General features: G+C 72.4%; 21 protein-coding genes and 1 riboswitch. Of the genes, 14 read left to right on the top strand and 7 right to left on the bottom strand.

Annotated elements, in window-relative coordinates; all coding sequences use genetic code 11:
- The first annotated feature begins 82 nt into the window (after positions 1-82).
- From B0675_RS33295 to B0675_RS33285, 3 genes are all read left to right on the top strand, one after another.
- Positions 83-1,525 (top strand): GuaB1 family IMP dehydrogenase-related protein, encoded by a 1,443-nt coding sequence (locus B0675_RS33295; RefSeq protein WP_179165531.1) that lies wholly within the window; start codon positions 83-85, stop codon positions 1,523-1,525.
- Positions 1,526-2,001: 476 nt separating this feature from the next.
- Complete coding sequence (locus B0675_RS33290) at positions 2,002-3,483, top strand: amino acid permease (RefSeq protein ID WP_081223321.1); 1,482 nt, start codon at positions 2,002-2,004, stop codon at positions 3,481-3,483.
- Between the two features lie 40 nt (positions 3,484-3,523).
- Positions 3,524-3,976, top strand: coding sequence for an Lrp/AsnC family transcriptional regulator (locus B0675_RS33285; RefSeq protein ID WP_081223320.1), 453 nt, complete (start codon positions 3,524-3,526; stop codon positions 3,974-3,976).
- A gap of 110 nt (positions 3,977-4,086) precedes the next feature.
- Here B0675_RS33285 and B0675_RS33280 read toward each other — a convergent pair whose 3' ends face one another.
- Complete coding sequence (locus B0675_RS33280) at positions 4,087-4,827, bottom strand: GntR family transcriptional regulator (protein WP_081223319.1); 741 nt, start codon at positions 4,825-4,827, stop codon at positions 4,087-4,089.
- A gap of 211 nt (positions 4,828-5,038) precedes the next feature.
- Between B0675_RS33280 and B0675_RS33275 the strand changes: the two genes are divergently transcribed.
- From B0675_RS33275 to B0675_RS33245, 7 genes are all read left to right on the top strand, one after another.
- The gene (locus tag B0675_RS33275) at positions 5,039-6,196 is read left to right on the top strand and encodes an extracellular solute-binding protein (RefSeq protein ID WP_081223318.1); all 1,158 of its coding nucleotides are present in this window, start codon (positions 5,039-5,041) and stop codon (positions 6,194-6,196) included.
- A complete protein-coding gene (locus B0675_RS33270) occupies positions 6,193-7,101 on the top strand; it encodes an ABC transporter permease subunit (RefSeq protein WP_081223317.1) in 909 nt (302 codons plus the stop codon). The genes B0675_RS33275 and B0675_RS33270 overlap by 4 nt, the downstream gene beginning before the upstream one ends.
- A complete protein-coding gene (locus B0675_RS33265; protein ID WP_081223316.1) occupies positions 7,089-7,907 on the top strand; it encodes an ABC transporter permease subunit in 819 nt (272 codons plus the stop codon). The genes B0675_RS33270 and B0675_RS33265 overlap by 13 nt, the downstream gene beginning before the upstream one ends.
- Entirely contained in the window at positions 7,904-8,971 is a 1,068-nt protein-coding gene (locus B0675_RS33260; RefSeq protein ID WP_081223315.1) for an ABC transporter ATP-binding protein, read from the top strand. Before B0675_RS33265 ends, B0675_RS33260 begins: the two co-directional genes overlap by 4 nt.
- Positions 8,972-9,967: 996 nt before the next feature.
- The gene (locus B0675_RS33255) at positions 9,968-11,452 is read left to right on the top strand and encodes an HAD-IA family hydrolase (RefSeq protein WP_277625264.1); all 1,485 of its coding nucleotides are present in this window, start codon (positions 9,968-9,970) and stop codon (positions 11,450-11,452) included.
- 340 nt (positions 11,453-11,792) lie between these two features.
- Positions 11,793-12,611, top strand: a complete 819-nt coding sequence (locus B0675_RS33250; protein WP_081223314.1) for a carbon-nitrogen hydrolase family protein — start codon at positions 11,793-11,795, stop codon at positions 12,609-12,611.
- 82 nt (positions 12,612-12,693) lie between these two features.
- Complete coding sequence (locus B0675_RS33245) at positions 12,694-14,403, top strand: NAD(P)/FAD-dependent oxidoreductase (RefSeq protein ID WP_081223313.1); 1,710 nt, start codon at positions 12,694-12,696, stop codon at positions 14,401-14,403.
- A gap of 39 nt (positions 14,404-14,442) precedes the next feature.
- Here the strand turns inward: B0675_RS33245 and B0675_RS33240 are convergent, their stop codons facing one another.
- Both B0675_RS33240 and B0675_RS33235 read right to left on the bottom strand, forming a co-directional pair.
- The gene (locus tag B0675_RS33240; protein ID WP_081223312.1) at positions 14,443-15,372 is read right to left on the bottom strand and encodes an LLM class F420-dependent oxidoreductase; all 930 of its coding nucleotides are present in this window, start codon (positions 15,370-15,372) and stop codon (positions 14,443-14,445) included.
- 92 nt (positions 15,373-15,464) lie between these two features.
- Positions 15,465-16,139, bottom strand: a complete 675-nt coding sequence (locus B0675_RS33235; protein ID WP_081223311.1) for a DUF5995 family protein — start codon at positions 16,137-16,139, stop codon at positions 15,465-15,467.
- A gap of 172 nt (positions 16,140-16,311) precedes the next feature.
- Between B0675_RS33235 and B0675_RS33230 the strand changes: the two genes are divergently transcribed.
- The gene (locus B0675_RS33230; protein ID WP_081223310.1) at positions 16,312-17,418 is read left to right on the top strand and encodes a glycoside hydrolase family 6 protein; all 1,107 of its coding nucleotides are present in this window, start codon (positions 16,312-16,314) and stop codon (positions 17,416-17,418) included.
- On the opposite strand, the gene B0675_RS33225 is transcribed toward B0675_RS33230, so the two are convergent.
- On the bottom strand, positions 17,400-18,794 hold the full coding sequence (locus B0675_RS33225) for a solute carrier family 23 protein (RefSeq protein WP_081223309.1): 1,395 nt from the start codon (positions 18,792-18,794) through the stop codon (positions 17,400-17,402). The two genes, B0675_RS33230 and B0675_RS33225, sit on opposite strands and share 19 nt — an antisense overlap.
- 121 nt (positions 18,795-18,915) lie before the next feature.
- On the opposite strand from B0675_RS33225, the gene B0675_RS33220 reads away from it, so the two are divergent.
- Both B0675_RS33220 and B0675_RS33215 read left to right on the top strand, forming a co-directional pair.
- The gene (locus B0675_RS33220) at positions 18,916-20,199 is read left to right on the top strand and encodes an alginate lyase family protein (protein WP_081223308.1); all 1,284 of its coding nucleotides are present in this window, start codon (positions 18,916-18,918) and stop codon (positions 20,197-20,199) included.
- Between the two features lie 160 nt (positions 20,200-20,359).
- Entirely contained in the window at positions 20,360-20,818 is a 459-nt protein-coding gene (locus B0675_RS33215; protein WP_081223307.1) for a thioesterase family protein, read from the top strand.
- Here the strand turns inward: B0675_RS33215 and B0675_RS33210 are convergent.
- Positions 20,778-21,989: an MFS transporter gene (locus B0675_RS33210; RefSeq protein ID WP_081223306.1), complete on the bottom strand. Its 1,212-nt coding sequence runs from the start codon at positions 21,987-21,989 to the stop codon at positions 20,778-20,780. The genes B0675_RS33215 and B0675_RS33210 overlap by 41 nt on opposite strands.
- 130 nt (positions 21,990-22,119) lie before the next feature.
- Here B0675_RS33210 and B0675_RS33205 point away from each other — a divergent pair, with 130 nt between their 5' ends.
- A complete protein-coding gene (locus B0675_RS33205) occupies positions 22,120-23,355 on the top strand; it encodes an ROK family transcriptional regulator (protein ID WP_081223305.1) in 1,236 nt (411 codons plus the stop codon).
- A 19-nt stretch (positions 23,356-23,374) separates the two neighbouring features.
- Here the strand turns inward: B0675_RS33205 and B0675_RS33200 are convergent, their stop codons facing one another.
- Positions 23,375-24,124, bottom strand: coding sequence for an SDR family oxidoreductase (locus tag B0675_RS33200; RefSeq protein WP_081223304.1), 750 nt, complete (start codon positions 24,122-24,124; stop codon positions 23,375-23,377).
- Between the two features lie 192 nt (positions 24,125-24,316).
- Positions 24,317-25,258 (bottom strand): RNA polymerase sigma factor SigJ, encoded by a 942-nt coding sequence (gene sigJ / locus B0675_RS33195; protein ID WP_081223303.1) that lies wholly within the window; start codon positions 25,256-25,258, stop codon positions 24,317-24,319.
- Positions 25,259-25,665: 407 nt separating this feature from the next.
- Positions 25,666-25,796: riboswitch (FMN riboswitch) on the top strand.
- The last annotated feature ends 59 nt before the right edge of the window (positions 25,797-25,855 follow it).

The raw sequence follows: 25,855 nt of genomic DNA, 5'->3' as shown, positions 1-25,855 counted from the left end.
GTCATGGGACAATGAAGTACGTGCTCTTCCCCCTGGCTGACCTGTCCGGGGGCCACCTCTGATCGACTGGGATGTGCAGCACGTGCGTTTCCTCAACGACATCCAGCCCCCGTACGACCTGACGTACGACGACGTGTTCATGGTGCCCAGCCGCTCCGCGGTCGGCTCGCGTCAGGGCGTGGACCTCAGCTCTCCGGACGGCACGGGCACCACCATCCCGCTCGTCGTCGCCAACATGACGGCGATCGCCGGCCGGCGGATGGCGGAGACCGTCGCCCGCCGCGGTGGCCTCGTCGTCATCCCGCAGGACATCCCGATCGAGGTCATCACCGAGGTCGTCTCCTGGGTCAAGGGGCGCCCCCTGGTGCTCGACACCCCGATCGTCCTCGCACCCCACCAGACCGTCGCCGACGCGCTGGCGCTGCTGCCCAAGCGTGCCCACAACGCCGGCGTCGTCGTGGACGAGGACGGCCGCCCGGTCGGCGTGGTCACCGACGCCGACCTCACCGGCGTGGACCGCTTCACACAGCTGTCCGAGGTCATGTCCAAGGACCTGCTGCTCCTCGACGCGGACATCGAGCCCCGCGAGGCGTTCAACCGGCTCGACGGCGCCAACCGCCGCTACGCCCCCGCCGTGGACGCCGACGGCCGCCTCGCCGGCATCCTCACCCGCAAGGGCGCCCTGCGCGCCACGCTGTACACCCCGGCCACCGACGCCGACGGAAAGCTGCGCATCGCCGCCGCCGTGGGCATCAACGGCGACGTGGCCGGCAAGGCCAAGCAGCTCCTCGACGCGGGCGTCGACACGCTCGTCATCGACACCGCGCACGGCCACCAGGAGTCGATGATCAGCGCCGTGCGCACCGTGCGCGCGCTCGACCCGCAGGTGCCGATCGTCGCGGGCAACATCGTCGCCGCCGAGGGTGTCAAGGACCTCATCGACGCGGGCGCCGACATCATCAAGGTCGGCGTCGGCCCCGGTGCCATGTGCACCACCCGCATGATGACCGGCGTCGGCCGGCCGCAGTTCTCCGCCGTCCTGGAGTGCGCCGCCGAGGCACGGAAGTACGGCAAGCACGTGTGGGCCGACGGCGGTGTCCGCCACCCGCGCGACGTCGCGATGGCGCTGGCCGCCGGCGCGTCCAACGTCATGATCGGCTCCTGGTTCGCCGGGACGTACGAGTCCCCGGGCGACCTCCAGCAGGATGCCGACGGACGCCTGTACAAGGAGTCGTTCGGCATGGCGTCGGCGCGCGCCGTCAAGAACCGCACCAGCGAGGAGTCGGCGTACGACCGGGCCCGCAAGGCACTGTTCGAGGAGGGCATCTCCACCTCGCGCATGTTCCTCGACCCGTCCCGCCCGGGCGTCGAGGACCTGATCGACTCGATCATCGCGGGCGTCCGGTCCTCCTGCACCTACGCGGGCGCCAACTCCCTGGAGGAGTTCGCCGAGAACGCGATCGTCGGCATCCAGAGCGCCGCCGGCTACGCCGAGGGCAAGCCGCTGCACGCCAGCTGGAGCTAGCCCCGCGCAAGGTTCGGAGCCGCCGCACGCCGACCGCCGCGGCTCCGTCCGTCGCCTCCACGGCCCCTGTCCCCCTCGTGGGAACAGGGGCCGTGCGCGTGCCCGGGCGCCCCCGCGACGGGCGGACGGGTGCCTCGCCGACGGCGGACAGGTCTCCCGCGAGGAGCGGACGGGCGTCCTGGGAGCGGGAATTGACGCACCGTCGGTTCAGCGGTCGGCGAACCCCTTTCACCAGCGAAAAGGCGCTGTGCGCAACCATCGAAAGGCCCCGCGCAACGAACATCCGCACCACCGCGATGAACGCAACGATCTTGCGGAGACGCGCAAGGTTGCTGCATTACGCCCGCGAAGCCCTGGCTCATAGGGTCAAGCGCTGTACACAGGCGTGGCGGGGACCCCGCTCGGTGGGTCCCTCCTGTCAGGGGTGCCGCCGGTCTCCGCCCTTTTCGACCGGCAGCGATGAAGGAGCCACCCGCGTGCTCGACCACGGCGCACCCCCGCAGTCCCGAACCACCTCGTCCCCACCGTCCCCGGGGTTCGGCGCGCGCCTGATGCGCCGCAAGCCCGTGGAACGCCTGGTCGCGGAGGGTGGCCAGGGCGAGGGAGGCTCACTGCGCCGCTCCCTCGGGCTGTGGCAGCTCACGATGATCAGCATCGGTGCCACGCTCGGCACCGGCATCTTCGTCGTCCTCGGCGAGGCCGTCCCCAAGGCCGGTCCCGCGGTCACCCTTTCCTTCGTGATCGCCGGCCTCACCGCGCTCTTCTCCGCCCTCTCCTACGCCGAACTGGCGGGCACCATCCCGGTCGCCGGGTCGTCGTACTCGTACGCGTACGCAACGATGGGCGAACTGATCGCCTGGATCTGCGGCTGGTGTCTCGTCCTGGAGTACGGCGTCTCGGTCGCGGCCGTCGCGGTCGGCTGGGGCGAGTACCTGAACGAACTGCTCGACGGCACCATCGGCGTCACCATCCCGGACGCGCTGTCAGCGCCGCCCGGCGACGGAGGCGTCTTCAACCTGCCGGCCCTCATCGTCGTCCTGCTCGCCATGGCATTCCTGCTCGGCGGAGCCAAGGAGTCGGCGCGCGCCAACACCGTCATGGTGACCGTGAAGATCGCCGCGCTGGTGATGTTCTGCGCGATCGGCATCCAGGGCTTCCGCTCGGGCAACTACGAGCACTTCATGCCGCTCGGCATGGCGGGCGTCAGCGCCGCCGGCGCCACGCTGTTCTTCTCCTACATCGGCTTCGACGCGGCCTCCACGGCCGGCGAGGAGGCCAAGAACGCGCAGCGCGACCTGCCGCGCGCGATCATGCTGTCGCTGGTGATCGTGACCGCCCTGTACGTCCTCGTCGCGGCCGTCGCCGTCGGCGCGAAGCCCTGGCGCCGCTTCAACGACTCCGAGGCCGCGCTCGCCGAGATCATGAAGGACGTCACCGGTCAGACCTTCTGGGGGACGCTGCTGGCGGCCTGTGCGGTCATCGCCATCGCCAGCGTCGTGCTCACCGTGCTGTACGGCCAGACCCGCATCCTGTTCGCGATGTCCCGGGACGGTCTCGTCCCCAAGGTCTTCGCCCGCGTCGACCCGAAGACCGGCACGCCGCGTGCCAACACGGTGATCGTCTCGCTGTTCTGCGGTGTCCTCGCCGCCGCCATCCCGCTCGGCCAGCTCGCCGACGCCACCAGCATCGGTACGCTCTTCGCCTTCGCGCTGGTCAACATCGCCGTCGTGGTGCTGCGCCGGACGCGCCCGGGCATGCGCCGCACTTTCCGGGTCCCGCTCGCGCCGGTGCTGCCCGCGATCGGCTTCCTGCTGTGCCTGTGGATGATGGCCAGTCTCTCCGCCGTCACCTGGGTGGTCTTCGGTGTCTGGATGGCCGTCGGGCTCGTGTTCTACTTCAGTTACGGCTATCGCCGGTCCCGTATGGCGACCGCGGAGACCGTCTCCGAGCGACCGTAGAACCCCCGCAGGCACCTCGCAGAAAAGTGAACCACCCGCAGTGCTGAACGATCTCGACGAACGCATCGTGCACGCCCTCGCCGAGGACGCCCGCCGCTCCTACGCCGACATCGGGCAACAGGTCGGCCTGTCCGCGCCCGCGGTGAAGCGGCGGGTCGACCGGCTGCGGGCCACCGGCGCCATCACCGGGTTCACCGTCCGGGTGGACCCGGCGGCGCTCGGCTGGGAGACCGAGGGGTTCGTCGAGATCTACTGCCGCCGCAACACCTCGCCGGAGACGATCCAGCGTGGTCTCGAGCGGTACCAGGAAGTCGTGGCCGCCTCCACCGTCACCGGGGAGGCGGACGCGGTCGTGCAGGTCTTCGCCTCGGACATGCGGCACTTCGAGCGGGTGCTGGAGCGGATCGCGGGGGAGTCGTTCGTGGAACGGACGAAGTCCGTTCTCGTGCTGTCGCCGCTGCTGCGGAGGTTTTCCTCGGGGTCACCCACGTAGAGGCCCCCATCGACGCCGTTGCGCCCGGCAGGGTGGGGGGTTCCCCGCTGCGCGGACGACCGCGGCTGGGTTGTGGCTGGTCGCGTAGTTCCCCGCGCCCCTGAAGGGCGCTATTCGGCCGTCTGTCGTGCCAGGGAGTTGTTGTCCATCGAGTTGTGGACGCTGAAGCTGACCGCGTCCGAGCGGTAGCGGTCGTCCGACCATTCGACCGGGCGGCCCTCCCGGGTGGTGGTGACGCGGCGGACCCGCAGCAGGGGGCTGGTGCGGCGGACGCCGAGGAGGTCGGCGTCCTGTGCGCCCGCGGCGACGGCGTCGATGACGTGCTCGCCGTACGCGAAGACCAGCCCGGTGTCCTCGAAGAGGCGCTGTGTGACGGACGGGCACTCGGGCTCGATGGCCGCCACGGCGGGCGAGATCCAGTCCGCGTACACCGTGCGCTCCAGCAGGACCGGCTCGCCGTCCAGTCCGCGGACCCGCAGCACGTGCAACACCGGTGTCCTTTCCCGCAGTTGCAGCCGGACGGCGTCCGCCGCCGTCGCCGGAAGGTACTCCTGCGACACCACGTGCCCGGTCGCCTCGCGGCCCATCGCGCGCGCCCACTGGGCGAAACTGCGCAGCTCGGCGAAGCTCTGGCTGCGGCGGCTGGCCAGGACCACGCGGCGGGCGCCCTGGCGGGAACCGATCAGCCCCTCGGCGGTCAGGGCCGCGACCGCCTGGCGGACCGTGCCGCGCGAGACGCCGTACTGGGCGGCGAGGTCGGTCTCCGCGGGCAGCAGGCTGCCCACGGTGTACTCCTCGCGGTCGATCGCCCGCCGCAGCTCATCGGCGATCTCCTCGTGTCGCGCCGGCATGCTTCCCCTCAGCCTGGACCACTGTGCACAGCGTGATCACCCTAATCGACCGCGCGGCGCGATCCGCGTCTGCCGGAATTGTGCAGGGAACCAGGGGTCACGGTTTGGCCAAAGTTTACGAACAGGACACCAACGCCGGGCCTACTTGGGCCAACTTGTTCAGACAAGTTCTCCGTACCACCACGCCCTCGTGCGTCATCCTGGAGAGACCGTGACCGTGTTCCTGCCGAGGACCGCCCTCCTCACCGGCGGCCTCGCCGTCGCCGCAGCCCTCACCCTGAGCGCCTGCGGCGCCGCCCCCGACGACAAGGCGACCACCGCCGACGGCAAGAGCGGGGCCACCGCGACCTCCGCCGCGGACCTCGGCGGCCTCGACGCCCTGGTCAAGGCCGCGAAGAAGGAGGGCACGCTGCACGCGATCGCCCTCCCTCGTGACTGGGCCAACTACGGCGCCCTGATCGACGGCTTCACCAAGAAGTACGGCATCAAGATCGACGTCGAGAGCCCCGACGGCTCCAGCCAGGACGAGATCACCGCTGTCACCTCGCGCAAGGGCCAGGACCGCGCCCCGGACGTCCTCGACCTCGGCAGCTCCTTCGCCCTGAGCGCCGCCCAGCAGGGCCTGCTCGCCCCCTACAAGGTGGCCGCCTTCGGTGACATCCCCGAGGGCCAGAAGGACGCCACCGGCCGCTGGTTCAACGACTACGGCGGCTACATCTCTATCGGCTGCGACGCCAAGAAGGTCAAGGAGTGCCCGACGACCTTCAAGGACCTGCTCAAGCCGCAGTACAAGGGCCAGGTCGCCCTCAACGGCAACCCCACCAAGTCCGGTTCGGCGTTCGGCGGCGTGTACGCGGCCTCGCTCGCGAACGGCGGCTCCTTCGACGACATCCAGCCCGGCCTCGACTTCTTCGCCAAGCTGAAGAAGAACGGCAACTACACGCCCGTCGAGTCGACCCCGGCCACCGTCGAGAAGGGCGAGACGCCCATCAGCATCGACTGGGACTACCTGAACGCCGGTTACGCCGACGAGTTCAAGTCCAAGGGCGTCGACTGGAAGGTCGCCATCCCCTCCGACGGCCAGTTCGCCCAGTACTACTCCCAGGCCGTCAACAAGGACGCGCCGCACCCCGCGGCCGCCCGCCTGTGGCAGGAGTACCTCTACAGCGCCGAGGGCCAGAACCTCTGGCTCAAGGGCTACGCCCGCCCGGTCCTGATGCCCGCGATGGACAAGGCCGGCACCCTCGACAAGACGGCCGCCGCGAAGCTCCCCGCGGTCACCGGGACGCCGAGCTTCCCGACCGAGGACCAGCAGAGCAAGGCCAAGACCGTCCTCGGTCAGGGCTGGGGCAAGGCCGTCTCCGGATGACCACCGCTCTCACCGAGGCCCCGGCCGACGTGGCACCCGCCGCTGCCCCCCGGCAGCGGCGGCGCCGCCGCGCGCCCGGCTGGCTCGCCGTCGCCCCCCTGCTCGTCTTCGTGGCGATCGCCTTCGGCATCCCCGCCCTCGCCATGCTCAACGGCGCCTTCACCGTCAAGGACCAGACGACCGGCGCCGGTTCGTACACCACGGACAACCTGACCGGCTCGTTCCAGGGCGCCTACCTGACCGCCCTGATCGGCAGCGTCAAACTGTCCGCGGTCTCCGCGGGCATCGCGACCGTCCTCGGACTGCCCCTCGCCCAGGCCGTGGTGACCTCCCGCTTCCGCGCGCTGCGCGAGGCCGTGCTCACCGCCTCCGGCGTCCTCGCCAACTTCGGCGGCGTCCCCCTGGCCTTCGCCTTCGTCGCCACCCTCGGCAACTCCGGTGTCCTGACCCGGCATCTCGGCCTGGCCGACAAGGGCTGGAGCCTCTACAGCTTCTGGGGCCTGGTCATCGTCTACCTGTACTTCCTGATCCCGCTCATGGTCCTCACCATCACGCCCGCCCTCGACGGACTGCGCGCGCAGTGGCGCGAGGCGGCACAGAACAACGGCGCGACCTCCGTCCAGTACTGGCGGCACGTGGCCCTGCCCGTGCTCGCTCCCTCGCTGCTCGGCGGCCTGGTGCTCCTGTTCGGCAGCGCCTTCGCCGCGTACGCCACCGCCGCCGCCATGGTCGGCAGCGCCGTCCCGCTGGTCACCCTCCAGATCGCCGACGCCATCTCCGGCAACGTGCTGGTCGGCCAGGAGAACGTGGCGCTCGCCCTCAGCCTCGACATGGTCCTCATCGCGGGCCTGGTCATGGCCGTGTACCTGCCCCTGCAACGACGGAGCGCGCGATGGCTCGCCTGAACCTGTGGCGCTGGGTGGTCCTCGCCCTCGCCGCGCTGTACTTCCTGGTGCCCATGGCCGCGTCCGTGATCTTCACGGTCGACGTGCCCGGCCAGGGCGTCACCTTCGACGCCTACACCCGGATCGTCTCCGCCGACGGCTTCCTCTCCAGCCTGCTGCTCTCGCTGGAACTCGCCGTCGCCACCATCGTCGTGGTGCTGCTCCTCATGGTGCCGGCCACCGTCGCGCTGCGCCTCGGCTCGCCCCGGCTGCGGCCGGTCGTCGAGGTGGTGTGCTCGCTGCCCCTGGTCGTCCCGCCGATCGCCTTCGTCGCCGGCATGGCCACCGTCCTCAAGTGGGGTCCCGAACACCTCTCGCGCACCCCGCTGTTCCAGACCTTCGTGGCCATCCAGAACCCGGACTTCCCGGTGGTGCTCGTCCTCGCGTACGTCGTGATGGCGCTCCCGTTCGTCCACCGGGCCCTGGACGCCGGACTGCGCGCCGTCGACGTGCGCACCCTCGTCGAGGCCGCCCGCAGCTGCGGCGCGAGCTGGCCGCAGGCGCTCGTCCGGGCGGTGCTGCCCAATCTGCGCGGCGCACTGCTCAACTCCTCCTTCCTCACCCTCGCCCTGGTGCTCGGCGAGTTCACGGTCGCCCGGCTCCTCGGCTACCAGCCGTTCGCCGTGTGGATCTACAACGTCGGCGGCTCGCAGGCCCAGATGTCCGTCGCCGTCTCCGTGCTCAGCCTGTTCGTCACCTGGGCCCTGCTCCTCGCGCTCGCCGGATTCGGCGGCCGCTCCCGTACCGCTTCCGCCTCCCGGGGATGACCATGACCCTCGCCACGCTCGAAAAGGCCGCCACCGTCGAATTCCGCGGACTGCGGCGGGAGTTCGGTCCGACCGTCGCCCTCGACGGCCTGGACCTCACCGTCCGGCCCGGCGAACTCCTCGCCCTGCTCGGCCCCTCCGGCTGCGGCAAGACCACCGCCCTGCGCATGCTCGCCGGCTTCGAACACCCCGACTCCGGCGAGGTGCTGGTCGACGGCGAGGACGTCACCCGGGTCCCGGCGCACCGCCGCGACGCCGGGATGGTCTTCCAGTCGTACAGCCTCTTCCCGCATCTGAGCGCCGTCGACAACGTCGCCTTCGGGCTGCGGATGCGCAAGGTCCGTACGGCCGAACGGCGCGCCCGGGCAGCCGAGTTGCTCGACCTCGTCGGCCTCGCGGACAAGGGGGAGCAGTACCCGCACCAGCTCTCCGGCGGTCAGCAGCAGCGCGTCGCACTGGCCCGCGCGCTCGCCCTGCGGCCCCGCGTGCTGCTGCTCGACGAACCGCTGTCGGCCCTGGACGCCAAGGTGCGCCTCTCCCTGCGCGAGGAGATCAGCCGCCTCCAGAAGGAACTCGGGATCACCACCCTGTTCGTGACGCACGACCAGGAAGAGGCGCTGTCCATGGCGGACCGGGTCGCGGTGATGCGGTCCGGGAGGCTCGAACAGTGCGCGGCACCCGCCGAGTTGTACGGGCGTCCCGCCACCGCCTTCGTCGCCGAGTTCGTGGGCACGATGAGCCGGATACCCGGGACGCTCGACGGCGCGTCGGTCGAGGTCCTCGGCCGGCGCCTGCCGGTGGACGGGGAGGCGCCCGCCGTACGGGAGGTGGACGTGCTGGTCCGGCCGGAGGCGGTACGGGTGAGCGCCGACGAGTCGGGTGACGCGCGCCTCGTGGCCACCGCGTTCCTCGGCGCGGCCACCCGGGTCACCGTGCGGCTCGCCGACGGCACCGAGGTCAAGGCGGACCTGCCCACGCACGAGGCCGCGGCCCTCGCGCCGGGCGCGCCCGTCACGGTCACCCTGCCGGAGCGACCCGTGCTCGTCGCCGCCCGGACGAGCTGACGAGCGGCCGCCTCCCGGGCCCGGTGCCGTCCGGCACCGGCATCCGGCGGGGCGGCCCGCCCCGAGACCGCGCCGGGCCGCGCGTCCGCCGACCTCCCGGCGGACCGGCCCGGCCTCCGTGGCCGGGCGAGGGCCGCGGCGCGGCAGCGGCCCTCGCCCCGAGCCGTGCCACGGCCCGGCGACCACCCGGCCGGCGGCCTCCTGGCCGGCGGCCGCCTGCCGGGCGGCCGCCTGCCGGGAGCCTCCGATCGGGCCTTCTGCCGGGAGTCCTCCGATCTGGGGTCCTCCCGGCCGGCAGCCGTCCGGTCGGGAGACCACTTGATCGGGAGCCCTCCGGTCGGGAGGCCACTTGGTCGGGAGACCACCTGGTCGGGAGCCCTCCGGCCGCGGGCCACTTGATCGGGAGGCCACCTGGTCGGGAGCCGTCCGGTTGGGAGGCCACCTGGTCGGGAGCCGTCCGGTCGGGAGGCCACCTGGTCGGGAGCCGTCCGGTCGGGAGACCACTTGATCGGGAGCCCTCCGGTTGGGAGCCCACCTTGCCGGAAGCCGTCCGATCGGAAGCCCTCCGGCCGGGCGGCCGGTCGTCAAGCGGCCCTCTGCCGGAGGCGACCTGACCGGACGGCCCGCCGAGCGTGAGGGCCTCCGGCCGTGCGGCCTCCTGGCAGGCGGCTGTCGAACCGGCGGTCACCTGACCGGGAGGTCTCCTGTCGGCCGGACTTCTGCCGGGGGAACCTGACCGGGTGGCCTTCCGACCGGGCGGGCCACCGGATCAGACGCCCTTCCGGCCGGGAGGGTCCCCTCTCCGGGGTGGCCTTCCGACCGGACGGCCGGCTGAACGGGCAGCCTTCAGCCGGGCGCCCCCCAACGGGGTGGTCTTCCGGACCGGGCGGCCTTCTGCCGGGAGCGTTCCGATCAGGAGCCTTCCGGCCGCGCGGTCGGGGACGCCCCGTCCCTGACCGCCCCCCTCGCATCCCCCCACCGACGAAAGAGACCACCGTGAGCCACCGCACCACCGCCCGACTCCCGCTCCAGGCCGTCCTGTTCGACATGGACGGCACGCTCGTGGACACCGAGCGACTGTGGTGGGAGGCGGTGGAACAGGTGGCCGACCGGCTCGGACACGCGCTCACGGTGGCCGACCAGCCCGAGGTCCTCGGCCGGCCCGTCGAGCACACCGCCTCCTGGCTGGCCGGCGTCACCGCGTCCCCGGCGGAGGCGATCGCCACCGAACTCCACCGTGAGTTCGCGGACCGCGTCCGCACCGGCATCGTGCCCCGCCCCGGGGCGACCGAACTGCTCGACGCGCTCGCCCGCGAAGGCGTCCCGACCGCCCTCGTCACCGCCTCCCCGCGCGCGGTCGCCGACACCGTGCTGGCGGCGCTCGGCGCCGAGCGCTTCGCCGTCTCCGTCACCGCAGACGACACCGAACGCACCAAGCCCGCCCCCGATCCCTACCTCGCCGCCTGCCGCGTCCTCGGCGTCGAACCCGCCGCCTGCGTCGCCGTCGAGGACACCCAGACCGGCGTCACCTCCGCGGAGTCCGCGGGCTGCGCCGTCCTCGCCGTGCCCTCGCTCGCGCCCATCGGCCCCGCCGCCGGACGCACTGTGCTCGGCACCCTGGAGGAGGTGTCCCCGGCGCTGCTGCGCGCCATGGTCGCCCCGGCCGAGCTGCGGGTGCTGAGCTGGAACCTCTGGTACGGCGGCACCAAGGTCGACGACCACCGCGCGAAGCAGCTCAAGGTCATCGCCGAGACGGGCGCGGACGTGGTCGGCCTCCAGGAGACGTACGGGGACGCGGCCCGCGAACTCGCCGAGGCCCTCGGGTGGCACCACCACCGGGCGGGCGACAACCTCGGCGTCATCAGCCGCCACCCGATCGTCGCCCGGCTGGGCGATCCGGACGTCGGCTTCTACGGCGGCACCGGCGTCCGCGTCGAGCTGCCCGGCGGCCGGCGGGTGGACGTGTGGAGCGCCCACCTCGACTGCGCGCCGTACGGACCCTACGAGGCCCGCTTCGAGGGGCTCCCGGCCGCCGAGCTGATCGCGCGCGAGAGCGGGCGACTCGCCCGGATGCGGGAGATCCTGCGGATGATCGCCGACTCCACGGAGCCGGCCACGCCGGTCGTCCTCGTCGGCGACTTCAACACCCCCTCGCACCGGGACTGGCCGGAGGTCGTGTGGCCGGTGACGCAGGCGGCCGAGGAGGCGGGCCTGCGCGACTCCTACCGCGAGATCCACCCCGACCCGGTGCGCGACCCGGGACACACCTGGTCGCCGGTCCACACCGACCACGAGGACGGCAGCGGGCGCCCCGAACCGCAGGACCGCATCGACTTCGTCCTGCACCGCGGGCTGACCGCCCTCGACGCCCGCACCGTCGTCAGCGGCACCCCGCGCTCCTGGCCCGATGTGGCGGACAACGAGTGGCCCTCCGACCACGCGGCGGTCCTCACCGTCTTCGGAGTGCCCCGCGGGGAGTGACGGGAGGGGGCCGGCGGCCGGGGCGAGCCGCCCCGAGCCGAAGCCCGGCCGGTCGCGGAACGCCCGGCCGGCTCCGGCACCGCCCGCGGCAGGGGCGGCGCGTGAAGGGAGCCGCGCGTCACCGTGCAGTGACACAGAATCCGGCCTGTGACCTGCGTCTCCCGGGGTTCTCCGGGTGTATCGGGGCCCCCGGGCGGACGCGCAACGAATCGCCGCCGGGGACCCGGCGCACGCAACGATTCGTTCGGTGGCGCGCAACGGGTCCCGCTTGTCCGGCCGCGGCCGCCGACCGTACCGTCTAACAGGCCCCCCAAACCCTCCGTACCGGTGGAGAACACGCATGCGCACAGCCCTGCTCCAGAGCTCCGGCCGCCCCGGCTCGGTCGCCGAGAACCTCAAGGTGCTCGACGACGCCGCGGGCCGCGCCGCCGCAGCGGGCGCAGGGCTCCTCGTGACCGCCGAGATGTTCCTCACCGGCTACGCCATCGGCGACGACATCGGCCGCCTCGCCGAATCCGCCGACGGCGACTCGGCCGACGCGGTCGCCGAGATCGCCGGGCGGCACGGCGTGGCCGTCGCCTACGGCTACCCCGAGCGCGGGCACGGCGAGGACTCCCCGGCCGGCGGCGACACGGCCGAGGTGTACAACTCCGTCCAGCTGATCTCCGCCGACGGGACCCGGCTCGCGAACTACCGCAAGACCCATCTCTTCGGCTGCTTCGAGCGTGACCACTTCACGCCCGGCGACCGGCCCGTCGTGCAGGCGGAGCTCAACGGCCTCCGGGTCGGCCTCATGATCTGCTACGACGTCGAGTTCCCGGAGAACGTCCGCGCGCACGCCCTCGCCGGCACCGACCTGCTGCTCGTCCCGACCGCGCAGATGCACCCCTTCCAGTTCGTCGCGGAGTCCGTCGTGCCCGTCCGCGCCTTCGAGAACCAGATGTACGTCGCGTACGTCAACCGCACCGGCCCGGAAGGGGAGTTCGAGTTCGTCGGGCTCTCCACGCTGGCCGGCCCCGACGGAGTCGCCCGATCCCGCGCAGGCCGTGGCGAGGAACTGGTCCTCGGCGACGCCGACCCCGTCCTGCTCGCGGCCTCGCGCGAGACGAACCCGTACCTCCAGGACCGCCGCCCCGGCCTCTACGGGTCCCTCGTCTGACCCCGCCCGCCCGGACCCCCCGATCCGGCCCGGACGAACCAGCCTTCCCCTCACCAGCTTTCGCGCAAGGAGTCCGTACCCCATGACGTCCACCGTGCCCAACGCCGTCCAGCACGCCGACGTGCAGCAGCCGCCGATCACCATGTTCGGCCCGGACTTCCCCTACGCCTACGACGACTTCCTCGAGCACCCCGCGGGCCTCGGACAGATACCCGCGACCGAGCACGGCACCGAGGTCGCCGTCATCGGCGGCGGACTCTCCGGCATCGTGGCCGCGTACGAGCTGATGAAGATGGGCCTCAAGCCCGTCGTGTACGAGGCCGACGAGATCGGCGGCCGGCTGCGCACCGTCGGCTTCGAGGGCTGTGACCCCTCGCTGACCGCCGAGATGGGCGCGATGCGCTTCCCGCCGTCCTCCACGGCCCTCCAGCACTACATCGACCTGGTGGGTCTCGAGACCCGGCCGTTCCCCAACCCTCTCGCCGAGTCCACGCCCTCGACGGTCGTCGACCTCAAGGGCGAGTCCCACTACGCGACCTCCGTCGACGACCTGCCGCAGGTCTACCGCGACGTGATGAACGCCTGGAACGCCTGCCTGGAGGACGGCGCCGACTTCTCCGACATGAACCAGGCGATGCGGGAGCGCGACGTGCCGCGCATCCGGGAGATCTGGGCGAAGCTCGTCGAGAAGCTCGACAACCAGACCTTCTACGGGTTCCTCTGCGACTCGGAGTCCTTCAAGTCCTTCCGGCACCGGGAGATCTTCGGCCAGGTCGGCTTCGGCACCGGCGGCTGGGACACCGACTTCCCGAACTCCATCCTGGAGATCCTGCGCGTCGTCTACACCGAGGCCGACGACCACCACCGCGGTATCGTCGGCGGCTCCCAGCAGCTCCCGCTGCGCCTGTGGGAGCGCGAGCCGGAGAAGATCGTCCACTGGGCGTACGGCACCTCGCTGTCGTCGCTGCACGACGGCGCCCCGCGCCCGGCCGTGACCCGGCTGCACCGCACCGCGGGCAACGGCATCACCGTCACCGACGCGAACGGCGACATCCGGACCTTCAAGGCCGCGATCTTCACCGCCCAGTCCTGGATGCTGCTCTCCAAGATCGCCTGTGACGACTCGCTCTTCCCGATCGACCACTGGACCGCGATCGAGCGCACCCACTACATGGAGAGCTCCAAGCTCTTCGTCCCCGTCGACAGGCCGTTCTGGCTGGACAAGGCCGTCGACGACAAGGGAAATCCGACCGGCCGGGACGTCATGTCGATGACGCTCACCGACCGCATGACGCGTGGCACCTACCTCCTGGACGAGGGCCCGGACAAGCCCGCCGTCATCTGCCTCTCGTACACGTGGTGCGACGACAGCCTCAAGTGGCTGCCGCTGTCCGCGAGCGAGCGGATGGAGGTCATGCTGAAGTCGCTCGGCGAGATCTATCCGAAGGTCGACATCCGGGGGCACATCATCGGCAACCCGGTGACCGTGTCCTGGGAGAACGAGCCCTATTTCATGGGCGCCTTCAAGGCCAACCTGCCGGGCCACTACCGCTACCAGCGCCGTCTGTTCACGCACTTCATGCAGGACGGACTGCCCGAGGACAAGCGGGGCATCTTCCTCGCCGGCGACGACATCTCCTGGACGGCCGGCTGGGCCGAGGGCGCCGTCCAGACCGCGCTGAACGCGGTCTGGGGCGTCATGCACCAGCTCGGCGGCACGACCGACCCGACCAACCCCGGGCCCGGTGACGTGTACGACGAGATCGCGCCCGTCGAACTCCCCGAGGACTAGAGGGAACCGGCCGCGGGCCGGCGCCCGGGGGCGGGCGGCTCAGACGCCGGCCGCCCGCGCCGCCTCGTACACGGCGGCGGCCACGTCCTTGAGCTCCTCGGCGTCACGGACCGTGCTCTGCAGGTCGAGGAAGATCTCGTCCAGGCCGATCGCGGCGTGCGCGACGAGGTCCTCCACGATCTGCTCGACCCCGCCGTGGAAGGGCTGACGGTCCTCGCCCTCGTGGCCCTTCGCGGTGTACCGCACGTTCGTCCGCAGGACCGTACGGAGCGGCTCGGTGCGCCCGCGTTCGGCGGCCAGGTCCTGCAACGCGCGCCACTGCGCGGTCAGTTGGTCCACGCCCATGCCGATCGGCATCCACCCGTCGGCGTGGTCCACCAGCCGGCGCCGCGCCCTGCCGGTGTTGGCCGCGAGCAGGACGGGGATCGGCCGGGCGGGCTTGGGGCCGACCACGGCCGACGCGATCCGGGTGAGGTCGCCCTCGTAGACCACCGGATCGGGGCCCCAGACCGCGCGGCACACCTCGATCACCTCGTCGAGGACCCGGCCGCGGTCCTCGAAGGGGCGCGGTGACGCCGCCGCGTACTCGTCGTGCGACCAGCCCGTGCCCAGGCCGGCGACGACCCGCCCGCCGCTCGCCGCGTCGAGCGTGGCGAGGGACTTGGCGAGCTGGAAGGGGAGGTGCAGCGGGGCGACCAGGACACTGGTGCCGAGCAGGGCGCGCTCGGTGACGGCGGCCGCGAGCGCCAGGGTGACCAGCGGGTCGGCGACCCCGCGGTAGGTGTCCGGCCAGGGCAGCCCCTCGACGCCGTACAGCCCCTGGGTGGCGGGCTCCGGGAACAGGGCGCGTTCGAAGACCCACAGGCTGTCGTAGCCGATCGTCTCGGCGGTGCGTGCCACGTCGGGTACGTCCCGTCCGATGTCGTACTGCCTCATCTGGGGGAGGGCCAGACCGAGTCGCGTCGCCATGCCTGTTCGCTCCTTGGTGTCGGGGGTGCCGACCGGTCAACGTACAGCGGGGGCCCGTGAGTTTCGCAGCGGCCCGCGAAGGCATGGCCGGATCAGTCCGGCAGCGGAGTGAGCAGCATCCGCCCGGCCAGGCCGACCAGGGCGTCGAGGCGCTCGGCGAACTCCTCGGCCAGATCGGGCAGTCCGCGCAGCGCCCACAGGGCCCGGGCCGCGGACCAGGTCGCGTCGCGGGCCCGTTCCAGGCTCCAGGAGCCGAGCAGATGGGTGAGCGGGTCGGCGATCTGGAGCAGGTCGGGGCCCGGCATCAGATCCTCGCGGATGTGTTCCTCCAGCGAGGTGAGAACGTCGCCCACCCGGTCGAACTCGTCCTCCAGATCGGCCGGTTCGCAGCCGAGCGTACGGCAGGTGTCCACGAGGGCGAGCGCGAGGTCGTGCCCGATGTGCGCGTTGATGCCCGCGACCGCGAACTGCAGCGGACGTACTCCCGGATGGCGCCGGAACTGGAGCAACGGGCGCCAGCAGGCGGGTGCCCTGCCGTCCTCCGCCACCGCCAGATAGCGTTCCGCGAACCGCACGTCCAGGACGGTCGCCGCCCGGCGGTCCGGGAAGAACCCGGAGTCCAGGCGCCGGTCGAACTCCTCGGTGACGGTGAGGTAGACACGGTTGAAGACCGCGACACCGTCCCGCTCCGGCAGCGTCGCGTCCAGGATCCGCATCCGCGCGACGACCGCGTCTACGGGAGTGGTGAGGTGTGCCGACTGGGCCATGGGGGCAGCGTCCCAGTCCTAGGGTGGCCGCGGTGCCACCGGGCCGGAGGCTTCCCCAGAACGGGGGAACGCGCCCGGGGCGCAGTGGGGGGAACAGGACGTGCCAGGCTTACGTGCCCAGCGGCTGTCCGAGCGCAGGACGGAGCGCAGGCGGTCCGCCGGACGGGGGTTCATGGTCGCGGCGGCCTCGGCCGTGGTGGCGATCGCGACGGTGACGGGGATGGTCGCCGCGCTGGGTGACGGCCGCGCGTCCGACGAGGCGAGGCCGCGGCCCGTAGGGGGCCCCAGCTTCCGCCCGCCGCCCGCCGTGCCGACGTCGTCCCCGAGCCGGGCGACCCCGTCCCCGTCGGCCTCGGTGAGGAAGTCCACCCCGAGCCCGTCGGCGCGTGCCGGCAGGACACGGGCGGCGGCCGCTCCGGCGCGCCTCTACGGCCATCCCGACTCGCAGGTCCAGGAATGGGTCGACGCCCATCCCGGTGACGCGCGGCGCGAGGTGATCGAGTCCCGGATCGCGGACCGGCCGGCCGCGGTGTGGTTCGCGGACTTCACACCGTCCACCGTCACCGCGCGGGTCAGGGCGGTGACGTCGGCGGCCGCCATGGAGGGCCGGGTCCCGGTGGTCGTGCCGTACGCCGTGCCCCAGCGCGACTGCGGCGGCGCCTCGGAGGGCGGGGCGCCCGACCTCGCCGCGTACGACGCCTGGATCGACGACTTCGCGGCGGGGCTCGGCTCCGGCGAGGTCGTCGTCGTCCTGGAGCCCGACTCGATCGCCCAGACCGACTGCCTCACCGCGGACCAGCGGGCCGGCCGTTTCGCCTCCCTCGCCCGCGCGGGCCGGGTCCTCAAGGCGGCGGACCCACGCGCCCGGGTCTACTACGACGCCGGTCACTCCGACTGGAACCCGGCGGCCCGTCAGGCCGAACCGCTCCGGCAGGCGGGGGCCGCGTCGGCGGCCTCCTCCGACGGTGTCTTCACCAACGTGTCCAACTTCAACCGGACGAGCGACGAGACCGCCTACGCCCGCAGCGTGCTGTCCGCGCTCGGCGGGCCGCCCGGGCTCGGCGCCGTCATCGACACCAGCCGCAACGGCAACGGCGCCCCGGCCGACGGGGAGTGGTGCGACCCGTCGGGCCGCAGTATCGGGCAGGCGCCGACCCTCGCCACCGGGGTGGCCGGGATCGACGCCTATCTCTGGGTGAAGCTGCCCGGCGAGTCGGACGGCTGCAAGGGCTCACCGGGCACCTTCTCGCCGGAGTACGCCTATGAGCTGGCGCGCTGATCGCCGGGCTCGTCGTACGAGGACGTCCCCGAGTCGAGGAGCGGCTCCCGCCCCTTGAGGTGGGCCGGGGCCATCGCCCGCAGCGCGTGGTAGCCGGTGATGACGACGATGGTGCCGAGGGCGATGCCGTTCAGTGAGAAGTTGTCGGTGAACTTCAGGCTCACGCCGCCGATCCCGATGATGATGCCCGCGGCGGCCGGCACCAGGTTCAGCGGATTGCGCAGGTCCACCCGGGCGTTGAGCCAGATCTGCGCGCCGAGCAGGCCGATCATTCCGTACAGGATGACGGTGATGCCGCCGAGGACACCGCCCGGGATCGCCGCCACCACCGCGCCGAACTTGGGGCAGAGGCCGAAGAGCAGGGCGAAGCCGGCGGCGGCCCAGTAGGCGGCCGTGGAGTAGACGCGGGTCGCGGCCATCACGCCGATGTTCTCGGAGTACGTGGTGTTGGGCGGGCCGCCGACCGCGGTGGAGAGCATCGAGGCGACGCCGTCCGCCGAGATGGCGGTCCCCAGCTTGTCGTCCAGCGGGTCGCCGGTCATCTCGCCGACGGCCTTGACGTGTCCGGCGTTCTCCGCGACGAGCGCGATGACGACCGGGAGGGCCACGAGGATGGCAGACCACTGGAACGTGGGCCCGTGGAACGTCGGGAGCCCGACCCAGTCGGCGTTCCCGACGGCGGAGAAGTCGAGGCGCCAGTGGTCGGTGACCTTGCCGCTCGCGTCCATCGAGTGGATGCGGCCGAAGATCCGGTCGAAGACCCAGGAGATCACGTAGCCGAAGACGAGGCCGAGGAAGATCGCGATGCGTGACCAGAAGCCGCGCAGACACACCACGGCCGCGCCGGTGAGCAGCATGGTGAGCAGGGCCGTCCACTGGTCCTGCGGCCAGTAGGTGGACGCGGTCACCGGCGCCAGGTTGAAGCCGATCAGCATGACGACCGCGCCGGTCACGATCGGCGGCATCGCGGCGTGGATGATCCGTGCTCCGAAGCGCTGCACGGCGAGTCCCACCAGGAACAGCGCGACCCCGACGACGAAGACCGCGCCGGTCACCGTCGCGCTGGTGCCGCCCTGCGCGCGGATCACGGCGGCGACGCCCACGAAGGAGAGCGAGCAGCCCAGGTAGCTGGGCACCCGGCCTCGGGTGGCGAGCAGGAAGATGACCGTCGCCACGCCGGACATCATGATCGCGAGGTTCGGGTCGAGTCCCATCAGGACGGGTGCCACGAACGACGCTCCGAACATGGCCACCACGTGCTGGGCGCCGAGCCCCAACGTGCGGGGCCAGGAGAGGCGTTCATCGGGGCGGACGACCGCTCCGGGGGCGGGGGTCCGCCCGTCGCCGTGCAGTTTCCAGCGCACGCCGAGGTCCATGGTGAGGGTTCGCTTTCTCTGTACGTGAATCTGTCCGGACCATTGTCAGGGGTAACCAGCGGCCCTACGCTCACACGGTCCTACTCATGAACGTCGTTCATATGTCTGATCGGAGTGTTCTGTGAGTGCACGTTCCCGACTGGGCCTGCTCGCGGCCGCCGCCGTCGCGCTCGCGTCCGTCGTCGTCCCCTCGGCGTCCGCGGCACCCTCGGCGTCCGCCCACGCGGTGCCACCCGTGCCGAGAACCGCCGTCCTCGACGGTCACCGCCTTCAGCTGACCCGGATCCGCCTCGACCACGGCGACCGCCGACTCGGCCGCTCATTGCGGGACTTGACCGCCCGCGCCGACACCTGGCTGGACCAGGGGCCCTGGACGGTGGTCGACAAGCCGAAGCCCGCGCCCGGCGGCGACGTCCACGACTACCTGAGCCAGGCGCCCTATTGGTGGCCCTCGCAGCCCGCCACCGCCGACAACCCCTGGGGCTGCCCCTACGTCCAGCGCGACGGGCAGCGGAACCCCGAGGTCGACACCGGAACCGACCGCCAGGACGTCGAGAAGGTCTTCGACTCCACGTACGACCTCGCGCTCGCCTGGTACTACACCGGACGACGGCAGTACGCCGAGAAGGCCTCCCAGGTCCTGCGCACCTGGTTCCTCGACCCGGCGACCCGGATGAACCCGAACCTGGACCACGGCCAGTTCATCCCCTGCAAGTACGACGGCCGCGCCATCGGCATCATCGACTTCTCGCAGTCCTACACCAGCGTCCTCGACGCGATCGCCCTGCTGGACACCGGGGCACCCGGCTGGTCCCGGCACGACCACGCGGCGATGCTCGACTGGAACACCGGCTTCCGTGACTGGCTGGCGGACGGCGCCTTCGGCAAGGAGGAGGGCGCCGCGCAGAACAACCACGGCACCTTCTACGACCTGCAGCTCGCCGCCCTCGCGTACGCCACCGGCGACACCGGCCTCGCCCGGCGGACCGTCCTCGCCGCCCGGACCCTGCGGATCGCCCCGCAGATCGCCGCCGACGGCAGCCAGCCCCAGGAACTCGCCCGGACCCGCAGCTGGCACTACTCGACCTTCGACCTCGTGGCCTACACCCGGCTCGCGGCCATCGGCCGGCATGTCGGCGTGGACCTCTGGTCGTACCGGGGGCCGGACGGGCAGAGCCTGTTCAAGGCCGTGGACTACCTGCTGCCCGCGGCGGCCGGTGCCGAGCCGTGGCCGCATCCCGAGCTGGAGTTCCACCGGTTCGCGGCGAGCGACGTCGTGCACGCGGCGGCCGACGCGGGGGACCGGGCGGCGCGTTCGGCCGTCCCGCGGCTCGAAACCCCGCCCGGCGGCGACCTCTGGGCCCTGCGTCCGGCCGCCGAACAGCTCGACTCGATCGCGGGCTGATCCCGGGCCGGGGGATCTCTGAGCGTTTGCTTAGGATGGGACACGTTTTCGGCCAGGGGATGCTGCTCGGAGCGGTCCGGATCGGACCGCTCCGAGCGCGTCCTCACCCGGCCGTCCCGTCCGAACGCCGCACGACAGCACCTCCAGGAGAGTTCCGCCCGTGACCGCCGAAGCCCCCGCCGCCCCCGTACTCACCCACGGCCGGCTGCTGCCCGTCGCCGTGCACTTCGACGACCTCGACGCGCTCGGCCTGCTGCACAACGCCCGCTACCCGGTCCTGGTCGAGCGCGCCTGGACCGCGCTCTGGAGCGGGCTCGGCTTCGGCTTCGACGGCGACTGGGAGGCGGCGGGCGACGCCTGCAACGCGGTCAAGGAACTGCGGATCACCTACGACGCCCCGGTCGCTCGCCCCGGGGCGTACGCCGTCCACCTGTGGCTGGAACGACTCGGTACCACCGGACTCACGTACGGGTTCCGTTTCTGCTCGGACGACGGCGCGGTGACCTACGCCCACGGCACCCGTGTCCTCGTCCGGCTGGACGCGACGACGCTGCGCCCCACGCCGTGGAGCGAGTCCTTCAGGAGCGCGGGTCGGGGACTGCTGCGCTCGGCGGACTGACCTTCGGGCGGTCGCGGTCGCCCGCGCGCAGCACTCCGGCGAGCACGGTGAGCCCGCAGACCAGCACGGTGACCAGCGTGAACGACACGACCAGGCTCGTCGCCTGCGCCACCGAGCCGATCAGGCTCGGCGCGACGAGCCCCGAGGTGTACGTGATGGTCGCGACACCCGCGATCGCCTGACTCGGATGGGGGCCGCTGTGCCCGGCCGCCGCGAAACAGAGGGGGACGACGACCGCGATGCCGAGACCGAGCAGCGCGAAGCCGCCCATCGCCGGCGCCGGACTGTCCGCGACGACGATCAGTACTCCGCCCAGCGCGGCGAGGACGCCGCCGGCCCGCACGGTGCGTACCGCGCCGAGGCGGTTCACCACGGTGTCGCCGACCAGTCGGGCCACCGCCATCGTCAGCATGAAACCGGTGGTCGTCGCGGCCGCGAGACCGGCCGAACTGCCCATCTGGTCGCGCAGGTAGACCGCCGACCAGTCCAGGCTCGCGCCCTCCGCGAACACCGCGCAGAAGCCGACCGCGCCGATCAGCAGAGCCGACCGCGGCGGCAGCGCGAACCGCGGGGGCGGCTCCTCGTCCTCGGTGGGCTGCAGGTCGAGCACCCAGTGGCAGGCGATCAGCCCGAGGACCGTGAGGGTCGCCGCGGCCAGCGCGTGATGCACCCGCGCGTCCGAGCCCAGATGGGCGGCGAGCGTGCCGGCCGCCGAGCCGATCAGGGCACCGGCGCTCCACATGCCGTGCAGCCCCGACATGATCGACTTGTCGAGCCGTTGTTCGACCTCGACCCCCAGCGCGTTCATGGCGACGTCCGCCATGCCCGCCGTCGCGCCGTACACGAACATCGCCACGCACAGGGTGAGCAGGTTCGGCGCGACGGACGGGAGGATCAGCGCCAGCGTCCACAGGGCCAGCAGGCCGCGCAGCGCCGTCCTGCTCCCGAAGTGATGGGTGATCCGCCCGGCCAGCGGCATCGAGCAGGAGGCTCCGAGGGCCGTGAAGGCGAGGGCGAAGCCCAACTGCCCCGCGCCGACGGAGGCATGGTCCTGGATCCACGGCACCCGGGTCGCGAACGATCCGGTGACGGCTCCGTGCACGGCGAACACGGCCGCCACGGCGTACCGCGCGCGCTTCACCGTGCGCCGGTCGTACAGCACTTCACTCATGTTCGGGCCCCTCCCCGGGTCGCACTTCCCCGCTCTGCCGCCGTAAACTATCAGGAACCCTGCCTGATAGATAGACGATCGTTCGCCACCCCGTCCGGGGCGGTCCCGCCGATCTGGGAGGATTCCCGGCATGCCCGCATCCCCGAGCACCGCCCGGGCCATCAACGACCGGCTCGCCCTGCGCCTGCTGCAGCAGGAAGGCCCTTTGACGGCAAGCCGGCTGAAACAGCTCACCGGACTGTCCCGGCCCACCGTCGCCGACCTCGTCGAACGCCTCACGGACTCCGGTCTCATCACGGTCGTCGGGGAGTCGGGGGAGCAGCGGCGCGGCCCGAACGCCCGGGTGTACGGGATCGTCGCGGACCGCGCGCACCTGGCCGCGCTGGACATCCGCACCGAGGGCGTCTCCGTGGTCGTCTCGGACCTGCTCGGCGACGTCCTGGCCGAGGCGTCGGTGCCCATCGGCGGAGACACGGGCACCGGTCCGGCGGTGGAACGGGCGGTCGCGCTGGTCGAGCGGGCGGTGAAGGAGGCGGGAGCGCTCGGCGCCGCGCCCCCGCCCGGACTCGTCCGGGGCTGGGGCCGGTTGCACACCGTCGGCATCGGCGCGCCCGGGCTGATCGACCCCGCCACCGGCGAACTCCGGGACTCCTCGGGCCTGCCCGCATGGCATCGCAGCCTGGTCGCCGCCCTCCAGGAACGGCTGCCCGAGGCCCGCCTCCTCGTCGAGAACGAGACCAACCTCGCCGCCCTCGCCGAGCAGCGCGACGGTGTCGCGAGCGACCGCGACACCTTTGTCCTGCTCTGGCTCGGCCACGGCACCGGCGCCGCCGTCGTCCTCGACGGCGCGCTGCGTCGCGGTGCCTCCGGAGGCACCGGCGAGATCGGCTTCCTACCCGTCCCGGGAACCACAACCCTCCCCTCGGCGACCGACTGCGAGGGCGGCTTCCACTCCCTCGCCGGTGCCGCGGCGGTCGCGGCCCTCGCCGCGGAACTCGGCGTCGCGGCGGAGCCCGAGGGGCACGAACCGCACGCCGCCGCGCTCGTACGCCGGGCGGTGGCCGCCGGTCCCGACTCCCCGGAGGCGACGGCCTTCCTCGACGTGCTCGCCGACCGCCTCGCCATCGGCGCCGCCTCCGTCATCGCTGTCCTGGACCCCGGGTGCGTGGTCCTCGGGGGAGAGGTCGGCCAGGCCGGCGGGAGCGTTCTCGCCGAGCGGGTCGAGCGGCGGCTCGTGCGGATGTCGCCGCTGCCGACGGAGGTGCGCGCGAGCACGCTGGGCGGCCGAGCGGTGCTGCGCGGCGCCCTGCTGACCGCCCGCGACGGCGCCCAGGACGAACTGTTCGCACCGCCGCCGGGGCGGTAGGCCGCTCCTGGACCTCCGGTCACCGGGCCGTCGGGTACCGCACCTTCAGGTAGTCCTCGAACGTTCCCTTGCCCACGGCGTGTTCCGGGGTGAGGTGGTGGCCGTCACGGAAGGCGCGGTAGGCGCCGCCCCAGAGCCGTACGTCGACGACGGGACGCCGTTTTCCGGTGGCACGGAGGTGTGCGGCGGCCAGCGATCGGAACGTCCGCACCTCGGGGCCGCCCATGTCCACGACACGCCCGGCGGGTGCTCCGACCGCCAGTTCCGCCAGCCGGTCGGCGACCTCGGTGACCTCGATCGGCTGGTCGGACGCGCCGGCCGGAAGGAGCAGCAGCGGCGGCTTGGCGAGTCCGGCGAGGACCTGGTCGACCAGCTCGTGGAACTGTGTGGCCCGCAGGATCGTCCACCCGAGGCCCGACTCCTCGATCTGCCGCTCGACCGCCAGCTTGGCCTTGTAGTAGCCCATCGGCACGGCGTCGACGCCGACGATCGAGATGTAGACCAGATGTGGGACGGCGGCCCGTCGCGCCGCCGCGACGAGATGCCCGGCCGCCCGTTCGTCGCCGCCCCGCGGGCTCGACGCGCAGTGCACGATCGCGTCCGCCCCGGAGACGGCGGCGTCCAGCGCGCCGCCTCCCTCGCGCAGATCGACGGCGTACGGCTGCGTGCGCCGGCTGAGCACGCGCACCTCGTGGCCGTCCGCCCGCAGCCGCTCGCAGACGTGCCGGCCCAGGGTTCCGGTCCCGCCGGTCACCAGGATCGTGGTCATGCCGTTCAGCCCCTTTCGACGCGGGACGCTCCGGTGCGGAGCCTCCTCGTCGGATGAGACCGGACAGCCCGCCGAAATGTGACACCGAGCCGTCCCCGGTCGTCTCCGGGCACCGGCTCCCGAGTACCCGTCGCGCCGTCCGACCCGCCCGGACCGTCAGGACGGTGACGGTGACGGTGAGGGCCGTAGCGCTCAGGAGCCGTCCCGAAGCGTTGCCGGCTGGCGCCCCACGAACTCCAGTTTGTCGGGGTTCAGCACCGCCCGCACCCCCGTGAACACGCCGTCGTGCACCTCGAACGCCACCACCCCGATGAGTGGGCCGGCCGCGGAACCGGCCGGGGAGCCTTCGTCCGCGCCCCCGGGGCCGCGCGCGACCAGACCGGCGGCGCCGTTGACCTCGACGACCGACAGCCGGACGCCGTCCGCCGCGGACCGGCCGAGGAGACCCGCCAGGAGCCGCAGCACCTTGTCGCGTCCCTCGACGGGCCGCCGCGCGGCGGAGACCTTGCCGCCGCCGTCGGACCACCAGACGACCTCGGCGGCGAACAGCCGCTCCAGACCCGCGAGGTCGCCCTCACGGGCGGCGGTGAGGAACGAGGCGACGAGCTTCGCCTGCTGACCCGGAGGGGCCTGGAAACGGGCCTCGGGAGCGGCGATCCGCTGGACCGCCCGCCGGTACAGCTGGCGGCAGTTGGTCTCACTGAGCTCCAGGACCCCCGCGATCTCCCGGTGGCCGTACGCGAACGCCTCACGCAGGACGTAGACGGCCCGTTCGGTCGGGGTGAGCCGTTCCAGGAGGACGAGCAGGGCCAGCGACACGGCGTCCCGCTGCTCCGCCGACTCCAGCGGTCCGAGCGTGCCGTCCGCGGTGGCCACCGGCTCCGGCAGCCAGGATCCCGGGTACCGCTCACGTCGGGCACGGGCGGAGGTGAGCCGGTTGAGGCAGAGGTTGGTGACGACCTTGGCGAGCCAGGCACCGGGCCGGCCGATCCCCGGCCGGTCGGCCTCGCTGAAGCGCAGATAGGCGTCCTGCACGGCGTCCTCCGCGTCGCCGGCGGACCCGAGCAGCCGGTAGGCGAGCCCGAACAGCCGGGGGCGGTGGATCTCGAACTCGTCGGCGGGGCTGGTCGTCACGCCGTCAGCCTCCCAGAGGCCGGGCTGCGGCAGCGGGGGAGGGGCCGGACAGGCGTGGGGGAAGGAGCGGTGGTGCGGGTCCCCACCGTGCCGGCTGGGGAGACCCGGCGGCGGGGCAAGGGCCTTCGTCACCGCCGCCGGGTCGATCGTGGGGGGACCGGCGCTGGTTGATCACGCAGTCTTGGTCGAGGACACTAAGAGGACTAGACCATAGCGTCAATAGGTATGGACCAATACTGTGGGCGCGCGCTGTGCGCCCAAGGCCCGTCGCCCCGGCGGGGGTTGACCGGAGGTCGACCGGAGAAACGGTCGAGCAGAAGTCCATGGCGGCCTGCTGTGAGCCACCCCACAGAGGATCGCCCGCATGATCGCCGAGCGGGCGTGGCACACTGGCCGTGTACCAGAAGCAGCGCACTCCGGGGTCGGTGAAATTCCGAACCGGCGGTTACAGTCCGCGACCCGGTCGCTTCCAGCGGCCGGTTGACCAGGTGAAATTCCTGGACCGACGGTTAAAGTCCGGATGGGAGGCAGTGCGCGGCGGGCGGGCCTTCGTGCGCGCCGCCGTTTGTCGTCGTTCGTCCTGCGGGACGGGTGTCC

Source organism: Streptomyces sp. M41(2017) (assembly GCF_002078175.1).
Classification (GTDB): domain Bacteria; phylum Actinomycetota; class Actinomycetes; order Streptomycetales; family Streptomycetaceae; genus Streptomyces.
This window is presented reverse-complemented; position numbering and strand designations above follow the sequence as displayed.

Bases quoted from the DNA above. Each gene is read 5' to 3' on its own strand.
- B0675_RS33250 (WP_081223314.1), top strand. From the start codon at position 11,793: ATGCGCACAGCCCTGCTCCAGAGCTCCGGCCGCCCCGGCTCGGTCGCC.
- B0675_RS33225 (WP_081223309.1), bottom strand. From the start codon at position 18,794: ATGGACCTCGGCGTGCGCTGGAAACTGCACGGCGACGGGCGGACCCCC.
- B0675_RS33265 (WP_081223316.1), top strand. From the start codon at position 7,089: ATGGCTCGCCTGAACCTGTGGCGCTGGGTGGTCCTCGCCCTCGCCGCG.
- B0675_RS33210 (WP_081223306.1), bottom strand. From the start codon at position 21,989: ATGAGTGAAGTGCTGTACGACCGGCGCACGGTGAAGCGCGCGCGGTAC.
- B0675_RS33230 (WP_081223310.1), top strand. From the start codon at position 16,312: ATGGTCGCGGCGGCCTCGGCCGTGGTGGCGATCGCGACGGTGACGGGG.
- B0675_RS33245 (WP_081223313.1), top strand. From the start codon at position 12,694: ATGACGTCCACCGTGCCCAACGCCGTCCAGCACGCCGACGTGCAGCAG.
- B0675_RS33235 (WP_081223311.1), bottom strand. From the start codon at position 16,139: ATGGCCCAGTCGGCACACCTCACCACTCCCGTAGACGCGGTCGTCGCG.
- B0675_RS33200 (WP_081223304.1), bottom strand. From the start codon at position 24,124: ATGACCACGATCCTGGTGACCGGCGGGACCGGAACCCTGGGCCGGCAC.
- B0675_RS33205 (WP_081223305.1), top strand. From the start codon at position 22,120: ATGCCCGCATCCCCGAGCACCGCCCGGGCCATCAACGACCGGCTCGCC.
- B0675_RS33260 (WP_081223315.1), top strand. From the start codon at position 7,904: ATGACCATGACCCTCGCCACGCTCGAAAAGGCCGCCACCGTCGAATTC.
- B0675_RS33270 (WP_081223317.1), top strand. From the start codon at position 6,193: ATGACCACCGCTCTCACCGAGGCCCCGGCCGACGTGGCACCCGCCGCT.
- B0675_RS33280 (WP_081223319.1), bottom strand. From the start codon at position 4,827: ATGCCGGCGCGACACGAGGAGATCGCCGATGAGCTGCGGCGGGCGATC.
- B0675_RS33240 (WP_081223312.1), bottom strand. From the start codon at position 15,372: ATGGCGACGCGACTCGGTCTGGCCCTCCCCCAGATGAGGCAGTACGAC.